This is a genomic window from Streptomyces sp. S3(2020) (genome assembly GCF_013044505.1).
Classification (GTDB): domain Bacteria; phylum Actinomycetota; class Actinomycetes; order Streptomycetales; family Streptomycetaceae; genus Streptomyces.
Map to the genome: position 1 here is coordinate 17,324 of NZ_JABERD010000034.1, position 20,748 is coordinate 38,071.

General features: G+C 71.1%; 20 protein-coding genes. 8 read left to right on the forward strand and 12 right to left on the reverse strand.

The annotated features are described in order from the left end of the window. The first annotated feature begins 47 nt into the window (after positions 1-47). From HLK59_RS13990 to urtE, 6 genes are all read left to right on the forward strand, one after another. Positions 48-1,160, forward strand: coding sequence for a substrate-binding domain-containing protein (locus HLK59_RS13990; protein WP_171141724.1), 1,113 nt, complete (start codon positions 48-50; stop codon positions 1,158-1,160). Between the two features lie 233 nt (positions 1,161-1,393). Next, positions 1,394-2,635, forward strand: coding sequence for an urea ABC transporter substrate-binding protein (gene urtA / locus HLK59_RS13995; protein WP_171141760.1), 1,242 nt, complete (start codon positions 1,394-1,396; stop codon positions 2,633-2,635). Between the two features lie 67 nt (positions 2,636-2,702). Then, complete coding sequence (gene urtB / locus HLK59_RS14000) at positions 2,703-3,599, forward strand: urea ABC transporter permease subunit UrtB (protein ID WP_171141725.1); 897 nt, start codon at positions 2,703-2,705, stop codon at positions 3,597-3,599. Beyond that, on the forward strand, positions 3,596-4,684 hold the full coding sequence (urtC, locus tag HLK59_RS14005; RefSeq protein ID WP_171141726.1) for an urea ABC transporter permease subunit UrtC: 1,089 nt from the start codon (positions 3,596-3,598) through the stop codon (positions 4,682-4,684). The genes urtB and urtC overlap by 4 nt, the downstream gene beginning before the upstream one ends. Further along, positions 4,681-5,442 carry an urea ABC transporter ATP-binding protein UrtD gene (urtD, locus tag HLK59_RS14010; RefSeq protein WP_171141727.1) on the forward strand — a complete coding sequence of 254 codons (762 nt, stop codon included), beginning with the start codon at positions 4,681-4,683 and terminating at the stop codon, positions 5,440-5,442. The genes urtC and urtD overlap by 4 nt, the downstream gene beginning before the upstream one ends. Further along, complete coding sequence (gene urtE, locus HLK59_RS14015; RefSeq protein ID WP_171141728.1) at positions 5,442-6,134, forward strand: urea ABC transporter ATP-binding subunit UrtE; 693 nt, start codon at positions 5,442-5,444, stop codon at positions 6,132-6,134. The genes urtD and urtE overlap by 1 nt, the downstream gene beginning before the upstream one ends. Here urtE and HLK59_RS14020 read toward each other — a convergent pair. Together HLK59_RS14020 and HLK59_RS14025 are read right to left on the reverse strand one after the other, a co-directional pair. Next, complete coding sequence (locus HLK59_RS14020) at positions 6,124-7,287, reverse strand: RNA polymerase sigma factor (protein ID WP_171141729.1); 1,164 nt, start codon at positions 7,285-7,287, stop codon at positions 6,124-6,126. The two genes, urtE and HLK59_RS14020, sit on opposite strands and share 11 nt — an antisense overlap. Further along, entirely contained in the window at positions 7,287-7,643 is a 357-nt protein-coding gene (locus tag HLK59_RS14025; RefSeq protein ID WP_171141730.1) for a YciI family protein, read from the reverse strand. The genes HLK59_RS14020 and HLK59_RS14025 overlap by 1 nt, the downstream gene beginning before the upstream one ends. A gap of 98 nt (positions 7,644-7,741) precedes the next feature. Between HLK59_RS14025 and HLK59_RS14030 the strand changes: the two genes are divergently transcribed. After that, entirely contained in the window at positions 7,742-8,797 is a 1,056-nt protein-coding gene (locus HLK59_RS14030; protein WP_171141731.1) for an acyl-CoA dehydrogenase family protein, read from the forward strand. A 247-nt stretch (positions 8,798-9,044) separates the two neighbouring features. Here HLK59_RS14030 and HLK59_RS14035 read toward each other — a convergent pair whose 3' ends face one another. The 5 genes from HLK59_RS14035 to sfnG all read right to left on the reverse strand — a co-directional run bounded on the left by HLK59_RS14035 (position 9,045) and on the right by sfnG (position 14,382). Then, positions 9,045-10,190, reverse strand: coding sequence for an LLM class flavin-dependent oxidoreductase (locus tag HLK59_RS14035; RefSeq protein WP_171141732.1), 1,146 nt, complete (start codon positions 10,188-10,190; stop codon positions 9,045-9,047). A 38-nt stretch (positions 10,191-10,228) separates the two neighbouring features. After that, positions 10,229-11,413 carry an SfnB family sulfur acquisition oxidoreductase gene (locus HLK59_RS14040; protein WP_171141733.1) on the reverse strand — a complete coding sequence of 395 codons (1,185 nt, stop codon included), beginning with the start codon at positions 11,411-11,413 and terminating at the stop codon, positions 10,229-10,231. Between the two features lie 5 nt (positions 11,414-11,418). Further along, positions 11,419-11,973 (reverse strand): NADPH-dependent FMN reductase, encoded by a 555-nt coding sequence (ssuE, locus tag HLK59_RS14045; RefSeq protein WP_171141734.1) that lies wholly within the window; start codon positions 11,971-11,973, stop codon positions 11,419-11,421. Between the two features lie 68 nt (positions 11,974-12,041). After that, complete coding sequence (locus HLK59_RS14050; RefSeq protein WP_171141735.1) at positions 12,042-13,259, reverse strand: acyl-CoA dehydrogenase family protein; 1,218 nt, start codon at positions 13,257-13,259, stop codon at positions 12,042-12,044. A gap of 13 nt (positions 13,260-13,272) precedes the next feature. After that, the gene (gene sfnG, locus HLK59_RS14055; RefSeq protein WP_171141736.1) at positions 13,273-14,382 is read right to left on the reverse strand and encodes a dimethylsulfone monooxygenase SfnG; all 1,110 of its coding nucleotides are present in this window, start codon (positions 14,380-14,382) and stop codon (positions 13,273-13,275) included. A gap of 332 nt (positions 14,383-14,714) precedes the next feature. Here sfnG and HLK59_RS14060 point away from each other — a divergent pair, with 332 nt between their 5' ends. Beyond that, entirely contained in the window at positions 14,715-15,632 is a 918-nt protein-coding gene (locus HLK59_RS14060) for a LysR family transcriptional regulator (protein ID WP_171141737.1), read from the forward strand. Here the strand turns inward: HLK59_RS14060 and HLK59_RS14065 are convergent. The 5 genes from HLK59_RS14065 to HLK59_RS14085 are packed head-to-tail and all read right to left on the reverse strand — an operon-like array spanning position 15,621 to position 20,724. After that, complete coding sequence (locus HLK59_RS14065) at positions 15,621-16,313, reverse strand: ATP-binding cassette domain-containing protein (RefSeq protein WP_171141738.1); 693 nt, start codon at positions 16,311-16,313, stop codon at positions 15,621-15,623. The genes HLK59_RS14060 and HLK59_RS14065 overlap by 12 nt on opposite strands. Next, on the reverse strand, positions 16,306-17,265 hold the full coding sequence (locus HLK59_RS14070) for an ABC transporter ATP-binding protein (protein ID WP_171141739.1): 960 nt from the start codon (positions 17,263-17,265) through the stop codon (positions 16,306-16,308). Before HLK59_RS14070 ends, HLK59_RS14065 begins: the two co-directional genes overlap by 8 nt. Beyond that, positions 17,262-18,143, reverse strand: a complete 882-nt coding sequence (locus HLK59_RS14075; protein ID WP_171141740.1) for an ABC transporter permease — start codon at positions 18,141-18,143, stop codon at positions 17,262-17,264. The genes HLK59_RS14070 and HLK59_RS14075 overlap by 4 nt, the downstream gene beginning before the upstream one ends. 5 nt (positions 18,144-18,148) lie before the next feature. Further along, positions 18,149-19,117 carry an ABC transporter permease gene (locus HLK59_RS14080; RefSeq protein ID WP_171141761.1) on the reverse strand — a complete coding sequence of 323 codons (969 nt, stop codon included), beginning with the start codon at positions 19,115-19,117 and terminating at the stop codon, positions 18,149-18,151. Positions 19,118-19,137: 20 nt separating this feature from the next. After that, on the reverse strand, positions 19,138-20,724 hold the full coding sequence (locus HLK59_RS14085) for an ABC transporter substrate-binding protein (RefSeq protein WP_240982401.1): 1,587 nt from the start codon (positions 20,722-20,724) through the stop codon (positions 19,138-19,140). Positions 20,725-20,748 lie beyond the last annotated feature (24 nt).

The window sequence follows — 20,748 nt, forward strand, 5'->3', positions numbered from 1 at the left end:
TATGAGACAGGCTGGAGTTCACCGGGCGGACCCGAAATCATGACGCCATGTTCCGGCACGATCCCCCCGCAGCCGAGTGGTTCACGGCCGACGCCTCCGTGCTCGGCGTGGCCCTCGTGTTCCCGATGCAGGGGCCGGCCGGGATCTTCGGGCCCACCTGCGAGCTGTGCGCGCAGCTGGCGGCGGAGGAGGTCAACCGGGCGGGCGGGGTACTGGGGCGGGAGCTGCGGCTGCTGCCCGTGGACGGCGGCGGTTCGCCGCGGGAGATCGCCGACCATGTCGAGGCGCTGGTGGACCTGGGGGTCGTACAGGGGGTCACGGGCTGGCACATCTCCTCGGTGCGGCAGGCGCTGGCGCCGAGGATCGCCCATCGGGTGCCGTACGTCTACACCGCCCTGTACGAGGGCGGCGAGCACACCGCGGGCGTGTTCCTGACGAGCGAGACGCCGCGCGACCAACTGCGGCCCGCGATGGGACTGCTGGCGCACGAGCGCGGTGTGCGCCGGTGGTTCGTCGTGGGCAACGACTACGTGTGGCCGCGCCGTACGGCACGGGCGGCGCACGGGTACGCGCGCGAGTCGGGTGGGATCGTCGACGGGGAGGTGTATCTCCCGCTCGGCACCCATGACTTCGAGCCCGTGCTGCGGCGCATCGAGCGTGCGGAGGCGGACGCGGTGCTGATGCTGCTGGTGGGCAGCGACGCGGTGCGCTTCAACCGGGCCTTCGCCGCCTACGGGCTGCCCGCGCGCTGTCTGCGGCTCAGCACCCTCATGGACGAGAACATGCTGATGGCGAGCGGCCCTTCGGCCACCGAGGACCTGTACAGCACCGCCGGTTTCTTCGCCTCGCTCGCCAACCAGGACACCCTCGACTTCCACGGGCAGTACGCCGGACGCTACGGCGTCGAGGCGCCCGCGCTCGGCAGTCTCGGCGAATCCTGTTACGAGGGTGTGCTGCTGCTCGCCGCGCTGCTCAAGCGGGCCGGGACGCTGGATGTCACGGCGATCGGGGCGGCGGCCGGGACGGTGTCGTACGAGGGACCGCGCGGGCTCATGCATCTGCGGGGCCGGCATGTGCGCCAGCGGATCTACCTGGCGCGCGCCGACGGGCTGGACTTCGACGTCCTCACCGAGCTCGATCTTCACGGTTCCCGCACTTGACAGGTCCCCGGCACCGCCAAGATACTTCCCACAGAAAGTAATTAGAATGCCTCGGGCGAATTGTGATTTCTGTTTCTGAATGCAGATCACATGCCGCCAGGGGCGTTTTTTGTTGCCTCCGGGAAAGTCTGGTGAAACACCCCGGAAACAGCAGGACTTGAGTCTGTGGACCGCACTTCAGCAGGCAGTCACCCGAGGGGGTTGGTTTGTCCAGCGGTTCCAGCAGTTCCCGTATTCTCCGCCGACGTTTCCTGGCCGGCGGCGCCGCGCTCACCGCGGTGGTGGCCCTCTCCGCGTGCGGCGCGAAGACCGACGCGGCCGGTTCGTCCTCCGACAAGGCCGCGAAGATCGACGTCAGCGGTGACTCGGTCAAGGTCGGTCTGCTCAACTCGCTCTCCGGCACCATGGCGATCAGCGAGGTGACCGTACGCGACTCGCTGAAGCTGGCGATCGACGAGATCAACGCCTCCGGCGGCGTCCTCGGCAAGCAGATCAAGCCCATCAGCGAGGACGGCGCCTCGGACTGGCCGACGTTCGCCGAGAAGGCGCAGAAGCTCATCAAGGAGGACGGGGTCGCGGCCACCTTCGGCTGCTGGACCTCCGCCAGCCGCAAGGCCGTCAAGCCGGTCTTCGAGAAGAACAAGTCGCTGCTGTTCTACCCGGTGCAGTACGAGGGTCTGGAGGAGTCCCCGTACATCTTCTACACCGGCGCGACCACCAACCAGCAGATCGTCCCGGCGCTCGACTACCTCAAGAGCAAGGGCCTCAAGAAGCTCTACCTGGTCGGCAGCGACTACGTCTTCCCGCGCACCGCCAACAAGGAGATCAAGGCGTACGCGAAGGCCAACGGCATGACGATCCTCGGCGAGGACTACGCGCCGCTGGGCTCCACGGAGTTCTCCACGATCGCCAACAAGGTGAAGGCGTCGAAGGCGGACGCCGTCTTCAACACCCTCAACGGCGACTCCAACGTGGCCTTCTTCAAGGAGTACAAGTCCGCGGGCCTGACCGCCAAGACCATGCCGGTCGTCTCGGTGTCGATCGCCGAGGAGGAGGTCAAGTCGATCGGAACGCAGTACCTGGAGGGCCAGTTGACGGCCTGGAACTACTACCAGACCACCGAGGGCGCGGCGAACGCGAAGTTCGTGAAGGCGTACAAGGCCAAGTACGGCCAGGACAAGCCGACCAGTGACCCGATGGAGGCCGCCTACACCTCGGTCTACCTGTGGAAGGCGATGGTCGAGAAGGCGAAGTCCTTCGACCCGGAGAAGGTGAAGGCCGCCTCCGACGGCATCACCTTCGACGCCCCCGAGGGCACGGTCACCGTCGACGGCGCCTCGCAGCACGTCTACAAGACCGCCCGGATCGGCGAGATCGGCTCCGACGGCCAGATCAAGGAGGTCTGGAACTCCGGCAAGCCCATCAAGCCGGACCCGTTCCTCAAGGGCTACTCCTGGGCCTCCGGCCTCTCCTGACCGACCGTCACCGTCCGTGGGCCTCCGCCGAGGGGGCCCACGGCGTCCGTCTCCCCGGAGCCGCCGTATGACCGTGATCCTCGGTCAGACCTTCACCGGCATCAGCATCGGTGCCGTCCTGCTGCTCATCGCGCTCGGCCTCTCGCTCACCTTCGGCCAGATGAACGTCATCAACATGGCCCACGGCGAGTTCATCATGGCGGGCGCCTACACGACGTATGTCCTGCAGAAGTCCATTTCCAGCGCGGGAATTTCGCTGCTGGTCGCTCTTCCCGTCGCTTTTCTCGTCTCGGGCGCGCTGGGCGCGTTGCTGGAATGGCTGTTGATACGACGTCTGTATCTGCGGCCACTTGACACCCTTCTCGTCACGTGGGGCGTCTCGCTGATGCTCCAGCAGCTCGCCCGGGACATTTTCGGGGCGCCGAACGTGCAGACCCGGGCACCGGACTGGCTGACCGGGAACATCACGGTCATCGGCGGCGACGACCCGCTGACCTTCGCCAACAGCCGGCTGTTCATCCTGGGCCTGGCGGTCACGGCCGTGGTCGCGCTGTCGCTGACGCTGCGGCTGACCTCGCTGGGGCGCCGCATCCGGGCCGTGGTGCAGAACCGGGACCTGGCCGAGGTGTCCGGCATCTCCACGTCCGCCGTCGACCGTACGGCCTTCTTCATCGGTTCCGGGCTCGCGGGGGTCGCCGGGGTGGCGCTGACGCTGGTCGGTCCGATCGGGCCGACGATGGGCACCAACGTCATCATCGACGCCTTCCTGGTGATCGTGGTCGGCGGCATCGGGCAGCTCAAGGGCACGGTCATCGTCGCCTTCGTGCTGGGTGTGCTCCAGTCGGTCCTGGAGTACTCCACGACCGTCAGCGTCGCCAAGGTGCTGGTGCTCGTCGCCATCGTCGCGTTCCTCCAGTGGCGGCCCCAGGGGCTGTACACGCTGCGTACGAGGAGTCTCGTATGAACCTCCTGACAGGTCGCTCGGCACGGGCGTGGGCGGGTTTCGCCGGGGCCGCCGTCCTCCTCTTCGCCGTCGCTCCGCTCGCGCTGTCCGACTTCCGGCTCGGGCTGCTCGCCAAGTACCTGTGCACGGCCATGGTCGCCGTCGGCATCTGCCTGGCCTGGGGGCGCGGCGGACTGCTGACCCTCGGGCAGGGGGTGTTCTTCGGGCTCGGCGGCTACGCCATGGCGATGCATCTGAAGATCGCCGACGCCGGTCCCGGCAATCTGCCCGACTTCATGCAGCTGTACGGCACGGCCACCGAACTCCCCTGGTGGTGGAAGCCGTTCGAGAACCCGCTGTTCGCCCTCGCGGCGACCGTGCTGCTCCCGATGGCCGTCGCCGCGCTGCTCGGTCTGTTCATCTTCCGGCGCCGGGTCAAGGGCGCCTACTTCGCGATCCTCAGCCAGGCCCTCGCGGCCGCGCTGGCCATCTGGCTGATCGGCCAGCAGGCCACCACCGGCGGCACCAACGGGCTCACCGACATCCAGGGCTTCTTCGGCTACAGCCTGGACGACCCGGTCAACCAGCGGATGGTGTACTTCGTCATCGCCGCGGCCCTGCTGCTCCTGATCGTGATCGCCCGCCAGCTGATCAACAGCCGGTACGGCGAACTCCTCGTCGCCGTACGGGACTCCGAGGAGCGGGTGCGCTTCCTGGGGTACGACCCGGCGAACGTCAAGCTCGTCGCGTACGTCGTCGCCGCCGGCATGGCGGGGCTCGCGGGCGCGCTGTTCGTGCCGGCGGTCGGCATCATCTCGCCGGCGCTGATCGGCATCGTGCCGTCCATCGAGTTCGTGATCGGCGCGGCGGTGGGCGGCCGGGCCAGCCTGGTGGGTGCCGTCCTGGGCGCGGTGGCGGTCGCGTGGGCCAAGACCGCGCTGTCGGAGGAGTTCCCGGCGGCCTGGACCTACTTCCAGGGGCTGCTGTTCATCGTGGCGCTGGCCTTCCTGCCGGGTGGGCTCGCCTCCCTGGCGGTGCTGCTGAAGCGGCGCCGGGCGGCCACCGGGGAGAAGGCGACCGTGATTCCCGTAGGAGAGGCAGCATGAGCGGGCTCGAGATACGTCAACTGCGGGTGACCTTCGACGGGTTCACCGCCGTCGACGGTGTGGACCTCGACGTCGCGCCCGGCGATCTGCGCTTCCTCATCGGGCCGAACGGCGCGGGCAAGACCACCCTCGTCGACGCGGTCACCGGTCTGGTGAAGGCACAGGGTTCGGCGAGGTTCGGCGGCGCGGAGCTGCTCGGACGGCCCGTGCACCGGATCGCGCGGTCCGGGATCGGGCGGACCTTCCAGACGGCCACCGTCTTCGAGGAGTTGACGGTCCTTCAGAACCTGGACATCGCGGCGGGCTCGGGCCGCAGCATGTGGACCATGCTGCGGCGCCGCAAGGACGTCCCGGAAACCGTCGCGAAGGCGCTGGAGACCGTGGGGCTCACGGCCCTCGCCGACTCCCCCGCCGGAACCCTCGCGCACGGCCAGAAGCAGTGGCTGGAGATCGGCATGCTGCTCGTGCAGGACGTGAAGCTGCTGCTCCTCGACGAGCCGGTGGCCGGTATGAGCCACGACGAACGGCAGGCGACCGGTGAGCTGTTGCAGCGCATCAGCGCGGAGCGCACGGTCGTCGTCATCGAGCACGACATGGACTTCATGCGGTCCTTCGCGCGCAGCGTGAGCGTGCTGCACGCGGGCAAGGTGCTCAGCGAGGGCACGGTGGCGCAGGTGCAGGCGGACCCGAAGGTGCAGGAGGTGTACCTCGGGCACGCGGCGGCCGAGGAGGCCCCTGCCGTCGTACAGGAGGCGTGATGCTGCAGATCGAGGACGTCCGCGTCGGCTATCACCGCAGCACGGTCCTGCACGGGGTGTCGGTCGAGGTGCCGAAGGACGGCGTGGCCGCGGTCCTCGGGCACAACGGCGCGGGCAAGAGCACACTGTTGCGGGCCGCCGTGGGGCTGCTCAGCCCGGGCAGCGGGACGATCCGCCTGGACGGCGAGGACATCACGCGTCGCAAGCCGCACGAGCGGGTGGCGCGGGGGATGGCGTACGTCCCGCAGGGGCAGCAGTCGTTCCCGCACCTGACCACCGCGGAGAACCTCCAGCTCGTCGCGGACGGCCGCAGCCGCGGCAAGGAGGCGATCTCCGAGGCGCTGGACCTGTTCCCCGCGCTGCGGACCCTGTCCGGCAGGCGAGCGGGGCTGCTCTCCGGCGGTCAGCGGCAGCAACTCGCCATCGCCCGCGCTCTGGTGACGCAGCCTCGGCTCCTCCTCCTGGACGAGCCGACCGAGGGCATCCAGCCGTCGGTGGTGGCCGAGATCGAGGAGACGATCCTCGCGCTGGCCGCCCGGGGCGGGCTCTCGGTGCTGCTGGTCGAGCAGCACGTCGGGTTCGCGATGCGGGCGGCGCAGAAGTACTACGTCCTGGAGGCCGGGCGGGTCACGTCCTTCGGCGAGGGCGGCAAGGACTCGGAGCTCGCGGTGCGGGAGGCGCTCAGCGTATGAGGCGTTCGAGGTAGGCGCGCTCCGCCGGATTCCGGCTCAGGGCGATGGCCGCCTCGTACGCCCGTGCCGCCTCCGTGTCCCGGCCGAGGCGGCGCAGCAGGTCGGCGCGGACCGCGTGGAAGACGTGGTAGCCGTCGAGGCCGAGGGCGTCCACGAGGTCGAGGGCCGGTCGCGGTCCCTCGACCTCGGCCACGGCGACCGCCCGGTTCAGGGCCACGACGGGGCTGGGGGCCAGGGCGGTCAGCTGGTCGTACAGCTGGAGGACCTGGGTCCAGTCCGTCGGCGGTCCGTCGCTGTGGACGGCCTGGACGGCCGCCTGGATCTGGTACGGACCGGGCTGGTTCCGGCGCAGACACCGGCGTACGAGATCCTGCCCCTCGGTGACCAGGGCGTGGTCCCAGCGCTCGCGGTCCTGCTCGGGCAGCGGCACGAGCACGCCGTCGGTGTCCTCGCGGGCGGCCCGGCGGGACTCCACGAGGAGCATCAGGGCGAGCAGGCCGGTGGCCTCGGGCTCGTCCGGCATCAGGTCGGTGAGCAGGCGGCCGAGGCGGAGCGCTTCGGCGCACAGGTCGGCCGTGCCCTCGTTGAAGATCAGGTAGATCACGGCGAGGACCCCGCGCAGCCGGTCCGGGAGGTCGGCGTCGCGGGGTACCCGGTACGGGATCCGGGCGTCGCGGATCTTCGCCTTGGCGCGGACCAGACGCTGGGCCATGGTCGGCTCGGGGACGAGGAAGGCGCGGGCGATCTGCGGTGTGGTGAGCCCGCCGAGGAGGCGCAGGGTGAGGGCGACCCGGGCCTGCGGCGCGAGCGCGGGATGGCAGCAGGTGAAGATCAGGCGGAGCCGTTCGTCGCGCACGGGGCCCTCCTCGGGCGGCGCGTCAGAGGTGAGGAGCAGGGCGGCCTCGGCGTGTCGGCCGTCCCGTTTCGCCTCGCGGCGCAGCCGGTCGATCGCGCGGTTGCGGGCGGTGGTGATGATCCAGCCGGCCGGGCTCGGTGGCACTCCGGTCTCCGGCCAGCGCCGCACGGCCGTGGTGAAGGCGTCCTGCACCGCTTCCTCGGCGAGGTCGATGTCGCCGAGGAAGCGGACGAGGACGGCGACGGCCCGGCCGTACTCGGCGCGGAAGACGGCCTCGACGTCGACGGGCGGTGGCATCAGTCCTCGGCCTGGTGCAGGAACGGGCGCACCTCGATGGGCAGGGTGGTGGCCCGCATCGCCTTCCGGCCCCATTCCAGGGCCGCGTCCAGGTCGGGTGCCTTGATGAGGCAGATGCCGCCCAGGTACTCCTTGCCCTCGGCGTACGGTCCGTCGGTGATCAGGACGTCGCCGTCCCCGGGGCGCAGCACGGTGGCCGTGTCGGGGCCGTGCAGTCCGCCGGCGAAGACCCAGGAGCCGGCCTCGCGCAGTTCCGCGTGGAAGGTGTCGAGGTCCCGGACGATCTCCGCCATGGCCTCGGGTCCGGGCGGCGTTCCGTCGGTCGGGGTGATCACACTGAGCAGGTAGTACTGCATGACGTCCTCCTTGGTGCCGTGTCGTTCTCTCAGCTCCTACACGAACGGCTCACCCCCGGATCGACACCGCGCACGACGACATCGGGAGAATCTTTTCCATGACCATCGCACCGCACCCGCTCGTCGTCCGCACCCAGGAGCTCGCCGACCGCCTCCTCGCCCCGCAGGCGGCGCGGGTCGACCTGGCGGAGGTGCCCGTGAGTCATGTCGCGGAGATCAGGCGGTCAGGGCTGCTCGGGGTGAGCGCGCCGCCGGAGTACGGCGGGGCGGGCGCCCCCGACTCGGTGGCTCGGGAGGTCCAGGAGATCCTGGCCGGTGCGTGCTGCTCGACCTGGTTCGTGCAGACCCAGCACCACACCCCGGTGCGGCTGCTCGCCAAGTCGCAGCTCCCGGTCCGGGAGCGCCTGTTGCGTCCCTTGGCCGCCGGTGAGCTGCTGGCCGGGATCGCCTACGCGCATGTCCGCGCGTTCCCCCGCGTCCCCGTGCGGGCGACGGCGGAGCGCGACGGCTGGCGGTTCGACGGGACCGTGCCCTGGTACACCGGCTGGGGTCTGAACGACGTGATGCTGCTCGCGGGCGTGACCGACTCCGACGAGATCGTGTTCGCCTTCGCCGACGCGCGCGAGCAGCCGGGGGTGCGTGCCTCGGAGCCGATGCGGCTGGCGGCGCTCACGGCCGCCCGTACGGTCTCCCTGGAGCTGGCGGGCCTGTGGCTGCCCGGGGAGAGCGTGGTGCTGCGCACGCAGCAGGAGAAGTTCGCCCTCGTCGACCTGCCCCGGAGCACCAACGCCTCACCGGCCGTGTTCGGCGTGACGTATGCCGCGCTGCGGGTGCTGGAGTCCAGTGGTGAGGGAGCGACGGCCCAGGAGATCCGCGGGCAGGTCGACGAGGTGCGGCGACGGGCGTACGAGCTGGCCGATCACCCCGTCGCGCACGAGCGCGTCGAGGAACGGCTGGCGCTCAGGACACGGTCGTACGACCTGATGCGGGCGGCCACGACCGCCGCGGTCGTGGCCGGCGGCGGGCGCACCATGGACGTACGCCATCCCGCCCAGCGGCTGGTCCGGGAGGGGATGTTCTTGCTGGTTCAGGGGCAGACGTCGGTGGTGCGGCGGGCGCACCTGCACGCACTCACCGATCTCCGGGAGTCCTGATGACCGACCGCGGACCGGTTCAGGGAACAGCGGCTGCCGCATGTCGTCCCCGCCCACGAGGAACTCGTCCTCGCGCGCTACGAGTACGAGCTCACGCCCGGCGGCCGGTAGGCCGACCGCGGCTGAGCGGGTCCGGGGAAGTCGGCTGGGTTCGGCCGCGCCCCAAAGGGGCGCGGGGAACTGCGCGACCAGCCACGACGGCGCCGCGGACGGACAACGACCCATAGCCGTACATCCAGCGGAGCGCTCAGCTCGCGAACGGGACCTGTGCCGAGGGCGCGGGTCGCTCGGCGAACGGGTGCTGCCAGAGTCCCTGTGCGGCGAGCCGGGGCAGGACGCCCTCGCCGAACCAGTACGCCTCCTCCAGGTGCGGATAGCCGGAGAGGACGAACTCGTCGATGCCGAGGGCGTGGTACTCCTTGATCCGTTCGGCGACCTCGTCGTGGCTGCCGACCAGGGCGGTGCCCGCGCCACCGCGGACCAGGCCGATGCCCGCCCAGAGACTGGGGTGGATCTCCAGGCCGTCCCGGCTGCCGCCGCTGTGCAGGGCGAGCATCCGCTGCTGTCCCTCGGACTCGCTGCGGGCGAGGCCTGCCTGGACGGACTTCACGGTCGCCGGGTCGAAGCCCGCGAGGAGGCGGTTCGCCTCGGCCCACGCCTGGTCGGAGGTGTCGCGAGTGATGACGTGCAGCCGGATGCCGAAGCGGAGGGTGCGGCCGCGCTTCGCGGCGAGCCCACGGATCCAGGCGATCTTCTCGGCGACCGCGGCCGGCGGCTCGCCCCAGGTCAGGTACACGTCGACGTGCTGTGCGGCGACCTCGCCGGCGATCGGCGAGGAGCCGCCGAAGTACACCTCGGGGACCGGGTCGGGCACCCGGGCGAGCCTGGCGTCCTCGACCTGGATGTGCTCGCCCTTGAGGTCGACCGTCTTCCCCTCCCACAACCCCCGTACGACTTCCAGGAATTCGCCGGTACGGCGGTAGCGGTCGTCCTTGTCGAGGAAGTCGCCGTAGGCCCGCTGCTCATGGCTCTCGCCGCCGGTGACGACGTTGAGCAGGAGCCGTCCGCCGCTCTGCCGCTGGAAGGTGGACGCCATCTGCGCGGCGAGGGTCGGTGAGACGAAGCCGGGGCGGAAGGCGACCAGGAACTTCAGCCGTTCGGTGTTCTGGCTGACCATGGCGGTGGTCAGCCACGCGTCCTCGCACCAGGCACCGGTCGGGGTGAGCGCGCCGACGAAACCGAGGTCCTCGGCGGCGCGGGCGATCTGGCTCAGGTAGGCCACCGTCGGCGGCCGGTCGCGCCCGGAAACCGTGGCCGGGGTGCCGTGGCCGCCGCCGACGACGTGCCGGCTGTCCCCGTTGGTGGGGAGGAACCAGTGGAAGGTGAGGGACACGTGGGGGTCTCCGATCAGGGTCTTCGGGATCTTCGGGGTCAGAGCAGACCGTGGCGGGGCGGCCTGGTGCCGTTGAGCACGTACCGGCCGATGTGCTGGATCTTCCAGCGGGTCGGGTCGTGCAGGGTGTGGGTGCGGGCGTCACGCCAATGACGGTGCAGGTTGAGGGAGTTGAGCGCCGAGCGGGTGCCGGAGACCTCGAAGAGCGCGCTCGCCACCTCGACGGCCGCCTCGGCGGCCCGCACCTTGGCGGCGGCCACGGCGATCGACGCCTCGGCCGCCGAGTCGTCGCTCAGGTCGGCCTGCGCCGCTTCCACGGCGCGCGCCGCCTCCCGCAGCAGCGCCTCCGAGGACCGTACCTGGAGGGCGAGTTCACCGAACCGCTGGATCAGCAGGGGGTCCTCGGCGGCCGTCTCCAGGCCGCTCTCGAACCAGGGCCTGCTCTTCGTCCGCACGAACTCCGCCGCCTGCGCCAGCGCTCCCTGGGCGATCCCGGCGTCGATGGCGGCATGCAGCAACTGGGCGACGGCGCCATGGAGTTGGGGGCCCTCGAAGGTGAGGTGATGGGGCAGGACCCGGTCGGCCGGGACCTCGACGCCTTCGAGGCGGACCGTGCCGCTGGCGGTGGTGCGCTGGCCGAGGCCGTCCCAGTCGTCGATCACGGTCAGGCCCGGCGCGTCCCGGGGCACGTACGCGACGTGCAGTTCGTCGTCCTCGGCGCGGGCGAGCACGGGGATCCAGTGCGCGAAGAGGGCACCGGTGGAGTAGTGCTTGACGCCGTCGAGGACGTACGTGCCGTCGGGTCGCGGTGTCAGACGGGTGCGGATGTCCTGGACGTGCCGGGTGCCCGCCTCCGACTGGGCGTTGCCGAAGCGGCGGCCGGAGAGGAGTTCGGCGAAGAAGAACTTCCGTTGTTCCTCGGTGCCCTGACGACGGATCACGTTGACGTAGGCGAAGTGGCTCTGCGGGATCTGCGCGAGGCTGCCGTCGGCCGAACCGAGCAGCCGGAAGATCTCGGCGAGGGTCCGCGGGCCGACGTCCGCTCCCCCGTGCTCCGCGGGGACGGTGACGGCCAGCAGCCCTGACGCGGAGAGGCGGTCCAGCTCGGCGCGCGGCAGCCGGCGTTCGGTGTCCCGCGCGGAGGCTCCCGCGCGGAACTCCTCGGCCAGGGCGGCCGCGACGGCGAGCGCCTCCGTGTCGTCGGCGATCACATGGGCGGTCATCCGGGTCAGCTCGCCGCGGCCAGGACCGGGGTGCGGCCCAGCGCGGACGAGAACTGGTCGACCACCTGGGCGAGCGCCTCGGTCGTGGCCGCGGCGACGCTCAGCGTGCCGTCCTCGTGCACGCTGATGTCCTTGTCGAGGGTGAACCAGCCCTGGACGATGTGCGCGGCGCCCATGGAGTTGAGCACCGGGCGCAGCGCGTAGTCGATGGCGAGGACATGGGCCGTGGTGCCCCCGGTGGCCAGCGGGAGCACGGTCTTGCCGGTGAGGGCGTACTGCGGGAGCAGGTCGAGGAGGGCCTTGAGGACTCCGGAGTACGAGGCCTTGTAGACGGGGGTGGCGACGACGACCCCGTCGGCGCGGGCGAAGAGCTCGGTGGCCTCGACGATCGCGGGGTGCTTGAAGTCGGCGCCGAGGAGGGCCTCGGCGGGGATGGTGCGGACGTCGAGCGGGATCACCTGGTGCCCTTGCGCGGTCAGCCGCTGGTCGAGGTGGCGCAGGAGACGGTTGGTGCGGGAGGAGGCGGAGGGGCTGCCGGAGACGGACAGGACGGTGGCCATGCGGTCCTCTTTCGGGGAGGAAGGGCGGGGCGCCCCCGGTTCAGGAGGGGGCGCCCCTGGGGAAGCGGTCAGGAGTACCAGGTGGGCTCGGGCAGTTCGCCTTCCAGGACCCAGCGGCCGACCTCGCGGCGCTTGTAGGCGACCGGGTCGTGCAGGGTGTGCGTGCGGACGTTGCGCCAGAACCGGTCGAGTCCCTCGTCGGAGGCCGTGGAGCGGGCTCCGGTGGCCTCGAAGACGCGCTGGGAGATCTCCAGGGCGACGTCCGTGGCCCGCGCCTTCACGGCCGCGACCCGCACCTCGAAGTCGCCGCGGGCCTGCTCGGTGACCGCGTCGGGGTCGTCGTGCAGCCGCTGCCCCTCGGCGGCGACGGTGTCGGCGAGCGCCTCGGCCGCCCACAGCTTCGCGGTGAGGTCGCCGTAGAGGTCGATGACGTAAGGCTCGTCGACCGCGCGCTCATGGCCGCCGTGCAGCCAGGACCGGGACTTCTCCCGGGTGTAGGCGGCGGCCGTCTCCAGGGCGCCGCCCGCGATGCCCAGGTAGAAGTTGACGAAGACGAGCTGGATGGTGGGGACGTTGAGGGTGTTGTAGGTCCGCGGCTGGAACACCTTGTCGACGTATCCGGCCGCCGACGACCACGGTGTGCGCACCCCGTCGAGGGTGACGCCGCCGCTCTCGGTGAGCCGCTGGCCGATGTTGTCCCAGTCGTCGTGGAAGGTCAGGCCCGCGGAGTCGGAGGGCACGATGGCGAAGACGTGGTCGTCGGTGCCTTCGAGGACGCCTTCCAGGACGGTGACGTCGGAGACCTTGCTGCCGGTGGAGAAGGTCTTGCGGCCGGTGAAGACGAGGTCGTCGCCGTCCTCGGTGACGGTCACGTCCTTGTCGCGCGGGTTGACGGCGCCGCCGAAGAACCAGCGGTTGCGGGCGGCCTCGGCCTCCACGTGCTCCCACTGCTCGCGGGTGCCGACCAGACGGGCGGCCCAGTTCCACAGGTAGTGGTAGCCGAGGAGCTGGCCGATGGAGCCGTCGGCCTTGGCGACCTCGCGGACGACGCGGTACGCGGTCGGCCAGTCCTGGCCCGCTCCGCCGTGCTCCGTGGGGCCCAGCAGGGTGACGAGGCCGGAGTCCTTGAGCAGTCGGACCTCGGCGTAGGGGGTGGCGCCGGCCCGGTCGCGGGCGGCGGCGTCGGTGGCGAGGACGGCGGCGACCTCGGTGGCGCGGGCGATCCAGTCCTGGGCGGTCTGGGGGGCGGGACGGTTGTGCCAGTCGGTGTTCGTGGCGGTGCTCATGTCGGTGACCTCCTCAGACCTGGGCGGGGACGGACTCGGGGAGCTCGGCCTCCAGTTCACGGACCAGCGGCAGGACGCGCCTGCCGAAGTACTCGACCTCCTCGTGGTAGTGGAGGAAGCCGAGGAGGAGCAGGTCGACGCCGAGCTTCTTGTAGGCGACGATCCGCTCGGCGATCTGCTCGGGCGTACCGATGAGGCCGGTGCGGAAGCCGTCGTTGTACTGGACGAGGTCCTCGAAGGAGGAGTCCTGCCACATGCCCTTCTTGTCGGCCGTGGACTGGCCCGCCTGCTTCACCGCGGCGCCGAAGCCCTCGACGGCCTCGGTGTCGGCCTTGGCGACGATCTCCCGGAGGGTGTCGCGGGCCTCTGCCTCGGTGTCACGGGCGATGAGGAAGGCGTTGAGTCCGAACTTCGGTGCGGTGCGGCCGACTTCGGCGGCGGACTTGCGGACGTCGTCGATCTGTTCGGTGACTCCGTCGAAGTCCTTGCCGTTGGAGAAGTACCAGTCGGAGACCCGGCCGGCCATCTGCCGGGCGGCGCTGGAGTTGCCGCCCTGGAAGATCTCCGGGTGCGGGCGCTCGGCGGTGTTGAGGGGTTTGGGCTTGAGGGAGAAGTCGCGCAACCGGTAGAAGTCACCGGCGAGTTCGGTGTGGTCCTCGGTCCAGATCTGGCGCAGTGCGCGGATGAACTCCTCGGAGCGGCGGTAGCGCTCGTCGTGCTCCAGCCAGGGCTCGCCGAGGGCGGTGAACTCGCCCTTGAACCAGCCCGATACGACGTTGACGGCGAAGCGGCCCTTGGAGAGGTGGTCGGCGGTGGCGCCGAGCTTGGCGAGGACGCCGGGGTGCCACAGGCCGGGGTGGACGGCGGCGATGACCTTCAGGCGCTGGGTGGCGAGGAGGAGGGCGAGGCTGAAGCTGGTCGACTCGTGCTGGTACTCGGCGCCGTAGCTGGCCATGTAGCGGACCTGGCTGAGCGCGTAGTCGAAGCCGTTGTTCTCGGCGAGGACGGCGAGTTCGCGGTTGTAGTCGTAGCCCCAGTCGGTGCGCTGCTCGATCCTGCTGGTGACGAGGCCACCGCTGACGTTGGGGACCCAGTAGGCGAATTTCACGGGCTCTGCGGGCATGCGGAACTCCAGTTGCGGAATGTTTTCGAGCACGCCGAATTCAAGAAGCGCATGGGCATGGTGAATTCAGGCGGGAAATGGCGAAAACGCGGCGGATCTCGGAGGGAGGATCAGGCCGCGGGGCAACAGGAGGCGCTGGAGACGCGCGCGAGGTCGACATGGCGTCGCCGCGTGAGGTCCAGTCGCATCATCATGTTCTCGATCGTGACAGCCGCCGGTCCGGGCCGTCAAGGTAAACCCGACCGGTCTCGTATCGCGGACCATTGAATTTCACGAAGGTGTGACAGGGAAACCCTTGAACGCGCCGGGAAATGGGCCGCATTCTTCGTGCCATGCGGACCGAACAGCTCGAATACATCGCCGCGGTGACCCGGCTCGGTTCCCTGCGCCGGGCCGCGGAGGAACTGCGGCTTTCCCAGCCCGCGTTGAGCGAGACGGTGCGGAACCTGGAACGCGAGCTGGGCGTGGACCTCCTGGAGCGCAAGCGCACGGGCGCGACGATGAGCGCGGAGGGCCGGGAGCTGCTGCCGCACATCATCAATGTGCTGGACGCGGTGGACCGGCTGCGGTCGGCGGCGGGTGAGCAGCACCGCATCAGCCGGATGGTGCGGGTGGGGACGGTGAACGCGGCGACCGTGCCGCTGCTGATCCCGGCGGTGCGGGAGTTCCGCGCCACGCATCCCGTGACCCAGGTCGAGGTGGTCGGCGCTCAGCAGAGCGACATCCACCGGGCGCTGATCGAGGGCGGTTTCGATCTCGGCCTGGTCAATCATCTGGAGGGCGACGACGTGCCGGCCGAGCTGGAGAGCACGGAGCTGCTGCGCGGCCGCCCGGTGGTGTGCCTGCGGCCCGACAGTCCGCTGGCCGCACGCACCGCCCTGTCGGTGACCGACCTCCTGGACACACCGCTGATCGCGATGCGCTCGGGCTATGTCATGCACCGCTATGTGCACCGGCTGCTGGAGGGCCGGGCACCCTCGTTCTCGTACTCCACCGACGGCGCCGAGATGGGCAAGCTGATGGTGGCGGAGGGGCTCGGGGTGACGGTGCTGCCGGACTTCAGCGTCGTGGACGATCCGCTGGTGCGCGGCGGCGCGCTCACCCACCGCCCGCTCACCGACGACTCGACCCGTGTCCTGCTGATGCTCCAGCGCCGCCGCGCGGACCCGGTGCCGCGCGCGGTGCAGGATCTGCACGACGCGTTCGTGGCACGGGCCGGGGTGCTGGTCTCAGGGGTCTCAGGAGGCTGAACGCCGGGCGCCCTTGTCAGCCGGGGGCGGGATCACGGACTCCCAGTGGACGGCTCGATCGCACCACCGGTGCAGGAGCGTGCGGTCGTGGCCGACGGCGAGCAGGCCCGCGCCGGTGCGCTCGCGGTACTCCTCGACCGCCCGGACCAGCGCGGCACTCGTGGACGCGTCCAGCATGGCGGTCATCTCGTCGCAGATCAGCCAGCGCGGGCGCAGGGCGAGCGCACGGGCGAGGCAGCCGCGTTGCAGCTGGCCGTCGCTGAGTTCGTGGGGGCGGCGGTGCAGCAGGTCGGGGGTCAGGCCCACGGTGGTGGCCAGTTCGGCGACACGGTCCACCGCCTCGCCCCGGCGGCCCGTCGCGCGCAGCGGTTCGGCGATCAGGTCGGTGAGGCGCAGCCGGGGGTCCGCGGAGAGTCTGGGCTGCTGGAAGACGACACCGAAGGCCGTGCGCTGCTCGCGTGGCGCGCGGTGACGCCAGCGGTGCACCTGTTCGCCGTCCAGGAGCACGGCTCCGGAGTCGGGGCGGTGCAGCAGGGCCGCGACGCGCGCGAGGGTGGACTTGCCGCAGCCGCTGGGCCCGAGCAGGCCGACGGCCTCGCCGGGGGCGACGGTCAGGGAGGCGTCCCGGACCACGGGGATGCGGCGGTCGTATCCGGCGGTGACGGCACGCAGTTCAAGCACGGATGTCCTCCGGCACGTACGGGTGGTGGCAGGCGACCGCGGCCGCCATCCGCGGCCGGTCGGCGCACGCTTCGGTGGCCCGGTCGCAGCGGGCGGCGAAGGCGCAGCCCCCGGGAAGGTCGCCGAGTTCGGGCGGCAGGCCGGGGATGGGGGTGAAGGCGCGGTCGGGCAGGGCCTGGAGCAGGCCGCGGCTGTAGGGGTGACGGGGGCCGTGGGTGCCGAAGAAGGCGTCGGCGTCGGCCAGTTCCACGATGCGGCCCGCGTACATGACCGCCACGCGGTCCGCGATCCGTTCGGCGGCGACCAGGTCGTGGGTGATCATCAGCAGGGCCCGGTCGGCCTCGTCCACATGGCGTCGCAGCTCGTCGACGGTGTGGTCCACCAGGTCACGGTCGAGTCCCGTCGTCGGTTCGTCGGCGAGCAGCAGGGGTGCGTCGCCGACGAGGGCGAGGGCGGTCGCGGCGCGTTGGGCGAGGCCGCCGGAGAGTTGGTGGGGGTGGCGGTCGAGGTGGTCGGCGGGGAACGCGGCACGTCCGGCGACGGCCTCGGCGGCGCCACGCACCGCCGCTCGTCCGCGTACGCCGGTCAGCTCACCGATGGTCTCCTCCAGTTGGGAGCGGATCGTCCGCACCGGGGTGAGGTGGGCGGCCGGGCTCTGCGGGATGAGTCCGATACGACGGCCCCGGACCGTGCGGGCCAGGGTGCGCTCGTCCGCGGCGAGCAGGTCGAGGTCGCCGAGGCGGGCCTCGCCTGCGGTCTGCGCGTTGGCCGGGAGCAGGCCCAGCAGGGCGGAGGCCAGGACGGACTTGCCGCATCCGCTCTCCCCGATCAGCGCCAGGCACTCCCCCGCCGCCACGTCGAAGTGCGCGTCGGTGACGGCGGCGACACGGCGTCCGCCGGGCATCAGGAAGCGGACCGACAGGCCGCGTACCGACAGGACGGTGGCGGTCACAGCATCAGCTCCGATCGTCTGCGGGGGTTGATCCGCTCCCGCCAGGCCCCCGCGAGACCGGCGATGGCGAGGGTCGGGACGATGAGGAACAGGCCCGGGAAGAGCGTCGGCCACCACTGCCCGGCGAGCAGCGAGCCACGGGCGTCCTCGACGAGGTTGCCGAGACTCGCCATGTGGGCGGGCAGCCCGAGTCCGAGGAAGGACAGCGCCGACTCGTGCCACATGGCGTGCGGCACCATCAGGACGGCGGCCAGCGCGGCCTGCGGCAGCACGGCGGGCAGCAAGTGCCGTACGGTCACCCGCCACCTCGACGCACCTCCCGAGACGGCGGCGTCGATGTACGGGCGCGAGCGCAGGGACAGCACCTCGGCACGGACGATCCGGGCGGTCGACAGCCAGTGGGTGAGCCCGACCGAGACCACCACCGGCCAGATGCCCGGCCGGAACATCGCGACGATGAAGATCCCGAGCAGCAGGTGGGGTACGGACGAGAAGGTGTCGACGAGCCGCATCACGCCCCGGTCGACCCAGCCGCCCAGCGCCCCGGCCGTGGCGCCGACGGCCGTCCCGATCACGGTCGCCGTCAGCGCCGCCACCACACCGACGAGCAGGGACACCCGCAGTCCGTGGACACAGCGCAGGAGCAGGTCGCGGCCCACGTCGTCGGTGCCGAACGGGTGGGACCGGGACGGTGGCCGCAGTTTCGACGCCAGGTCGACGGCCTGCTGGTCGAGCGGGACCAGGAGCGGCACGAGCAGCACCGCCAGGACGGTCAGGGCGACCAGCGCTACGGAGGTACGCACCCGGACGACCCGGGTGGAGCGGCAGCGGGTGCCGTACGACCGCCACTGCCGCTCTTCCACCGTGGCCTCAGCCATGGGAGTCACATCTCACTGAGCTTCACCCTCGGGTCGAAGAGTCCGTACAGCACGTCGGCGAGCAGATTGCCGAGCAGGACGGCGGCGGTGGCCAGCGTGGTCAGGGCGGCCAGCAGCGGGAAGTCGACGGCGGTGGCCGCCCGGACCGTGGCCGCGGCGATGCCCGGCCAGCTGAACACGCTCTCCACCAGCAGGGCCCCGGTGATGAGTTCGGGGACACGGGAGCCGATCAGGGTCAGCACCGGCAGCAGTCCGGAGCGCAGGGCGTGACCGAACAGCACAGTGTGTTCGCTCAGGCCCCGGGCGCGGGCGCCGCGTACCGGGTCCTCCGCGAGCGCGTCGGCGACGCCCTGACGGACGTACAGCGTGAACCACGGGAGCTGGGAGACGGCGAGCACCCCGGCGGGCAGGACGAGGTGGGTGGCGACCTGGCCCGCGGTGACCTGTTCGCTGGCGGTGTCCGTGAGGCCGCCCGCCGGGAGGATGTCCAGCCTGAGGGCGAACAGCCAGATGACGAGCAGGGCGACCCAGAACACCGGGGCCGCCGACAGGGTGTAGGCGAGCGAGGTGACCGTGCGGTCCAGCCAGCCGCCCTGACGGTGGGCCGCGAGCGCTCCGAGGAGGGTGCCCGCCAGTACGGCCACGACGAACGCGACCGCGCACAGCAGCGCGGACCAGACCAGGCGTTCGCCGATCACCTCGGTCACCGGTTGCCGCATCACGCTGGACTGGCCCAGATCGCCGCCGAGCGCGGAGGTGAGCCAGTGCCACCAGCGCTCGGCGAAGGGCTGGTCCACACCGAGGTTGGCCCGCAGCCGGTCCAGGGTCTCCTGGTCGGCGCCCAGGGCCGCGGTCCCGGCGTAGGCCTTGACCGGGTCGAAGGGGGAGGCGGCGGCGATCGCGAAGACGCCGAAGGTGACGACCAGGAGAACGGGGACGGCGAACAGGGCCCGCCGGCCCGCCAGTCGGACCATCGCTCCCCAGGGGAGTCGGGTCACTTCTTCGGCTGCCAGTCCTCAAGGTTCCACCAGGGGCCGCTGGCGAAGCCGTGCTCGTGCGGTTCCAGCTGGGTGGTCAGCCCTTCCCAGCGGTCGGCGAGCACGTAGACGTGGTCGATGTGGGTGAGGAAGGTGGAGCCGGGGTTCTTCACCAGCTCGCGCTGGAGGGTGTCGTACGCCTTCGTCCGCGTCGCCGTGTCGCTGCTGCGGCGGCCGGTGTCGAGGGCCTTGTCGACGGCCGGGTTGTCGTAGCGGCCCATGTTGTTGAAGCCGTTCCCGGCGAGGGAGGAGTGCAGGAGCGTGTAGAGGCCGAAGTCGGGGTCGCCGGTGCTGCCGCCGCCCGCGAGGACCGCGTCGTCCTTCATCCGCGGCTCGATGACCTCCCAGGTGGCGCTCTCCACCTTCACCTCGATGCCGGTCTTCTTGGCGTCGGAGGCGTAGGCGAGGGCGTGGTCCTGGCGGACCTTGTCGCCGGAGGGGTAGAGCAGGGTGAAGGACGCCTTGCGGCCGTCCTTGACGCGGACTCCGTCGCCGCCGGCCTTCCAGCCCGCCGCGTCCAGGATCCGCCCGGCCTTGTCCAGGTCCTGGCCGTGTTCGATGCCCTTCGCGAACCAGGGGTCGTCGACGGGCAGCGGCCCGTAGGCGGCGCGGCCCGCGCCGTCGAGGATCTTGTCGACCATGGTCTCGCGGTCGACGGCGGCGTCCAGGGCCTGGCGGATCGCGCGGTCGCCGGTGACCTCCCCCGCCGTGGGGAGGGTGACGGTGCGGAAGTCGTAGGACTTCGCCTCGTACGTCTTCTTGCCCTCGTCGTCCTTGAAGGCGGCGGCGAGGTTGGGCGGGAGGACCGCGCCGTCCAGGTCACCGGAGCGCAGCCGGGTGGCGCGTACGTCGTCGTCCTCGACGATCGCCATGGTGAGGGTCTTCACCTTCGGTACGCCGCCCCAGTAGTGGGGGTTGGCCTTGAAGGTGAGCTTCTCGCCCTTGCGCCAGTCGGCCAGGACGTACGGGCCGGTGCCGACCGGCTTGGTGTTGAAGGCGCCGGTGTTGGGGTCCTGCTTCCCCGCGATGTGCTCGGGGACGATCGGCAGGACGGTGCGGCCGGTGAAGGGGGCGTAGGGGTACTTCAGGGTGAAGACGACCTTGTCGTCGCCGTCCGCCCGTACGTCCTTGACGGCGTCCAGTTCGCTGCGGGCGGTGTTGTTGGTCTTCGCGTCCAGGATCGTCTCGTAGGTGAAGACGACGTCGGCCGAGGTCAGTGGCTCGCCGTCGCTGAACTCGACGCCCTCGCGCAGGGTGTAGGTGTAGGTGCGGCCGTCGTCGGCGACCTCCGGCAGCGTCTTCGCCAGGGCCGGTCGCAGTTTGAGGTCGGTGTCCCGGGCGAGCAGCCCGTCGAAGATCTTCGAGTTGCCGTCCTTGCCGTACCCGAGCAGCGGGCTGAGGGTGTCCGGTTCCGAGCCCACCCCGATCACCACCGCCTCGCCGGCCGCGCCCGCGCTCGCGCCGTCGCCCGGCGCCGAGCACGCGGCGACCCCGCCCGCCATCGCCGTGGCGACGGCGGCGCCTCGTATCCATCGGGTCGCCATGAGCCCCACCCCTGTTGAAGACAG

Bases quoted from the DNA above. Each gene is read 5' to 3' on its own strand.
- HLK59_RS13990 (WP_171141724.1), top strand. From the start codon at position 48: ATGTTCCGGCACGATCCCCCCGCAGCCGAGTGGTTCACGGCCGACGCC.
- urtB (WP_171141725.1), top strand. From the start codon at position 2,703: ATGACCGTGATCCTCGGTCAGACCTTCACCGGCATCAGCATCGGTGCC.
- urtC (WP_171141726.1), top strand. From the start codon at position 3,596: ATGAACCTCCTGACAGGTCGCTCGGCACGGGCGTGGGCGGGTTTCGCC.
- urtD (WP_171141727.1), top strand. From the start codon at position 4,681: ATGAGCGGGCTCGAGATACGTCAACTGCGGGTGACCTTCGACGGGTTC.
- urtE (WP_171141728.1), top strand. From the start codon at position 5,442: ATGCTGCAGATCGAGGACGTCCGCGTCGGCTATCACCGCAGCACGGTC.
- HLK59_RS14020 (WP_171141729.1), bottom strand. From the start codon at position 7,287: ATGCCACCGCCCGTCGACGTCGAGGCCGTCTTCCGCGCCGAGTACGGC.
- HLK59_RS14025 (WP_171141730.1), bottom strand. From the start codon at position 7,643: ATGCAGTACTACCTGCTCAGTGTGATCACCCCGACCGACGGAACGCCG.
- HLK59_RS14030 (WP_171141731.1), top strand. From the start codon at position 7,742: ATGACCATCGCACCGCACCCGCTCGTCGTCCGCACCCAGGAGCTCGCC.
- HLK59_RS14040 (WP_171141733.1), bottom strand. From the start codon at position 11,413: ATGACCGCCCATGTGATCGCCGACGACACGGAGGCGCTCGCCGTCGCG.
- ssuE (WP_171141734.1), bottom strand. From the start codon at position 11,973: ATGGCCACCGTCCTGTCCGTCTCCGGCAGCCCCTCCGCCTCCTCCCGC.
- HLK59_RS14050 (WP_171141735.1), bottom strand. From the start codon at position 13,259: ATGAGCACCGCCACGAACACCGACTGGCACAACCGTCCCGCCCCCCAG.
- sfnG (WP_171141736.1), bottom strand. From the start codon at position 14,382: ATGCCCGCAGAGCCCGTGAAATTCGCCTACTGGGTCCCCAACGTCAGC.
- HLK59_RS14060 (WP_171141737.1), top strand. From the start codon at position 14,715: ATGCGGACCGAACAGCTCGAATACATCGCCGCGGTGACCCGGCTCGGT.
- HLK59_RS14075 (WP_171141740.1), bottom strand. From the start codon at position 18,143: ATGGCTGAGGCCACGGTGGAAGAGCGGCAGTGGCGGTCGTACGGCACC.
- HLK59_RS14080 (WP_171141761.1), bottom strand. From the start codon at position 19,117: ATGGTCCGACTGGCGGGCCGGCGGGCCCTGTTCGCCGTCCCCGTTCTC.
- HLK59_RS14085 (WP_240982401.1), bottom strand. From the start codon at position 20,724: ATGGCGACCCGATGGATACGAGGCGCCGCCGTCGCCACGGCGATGGCG.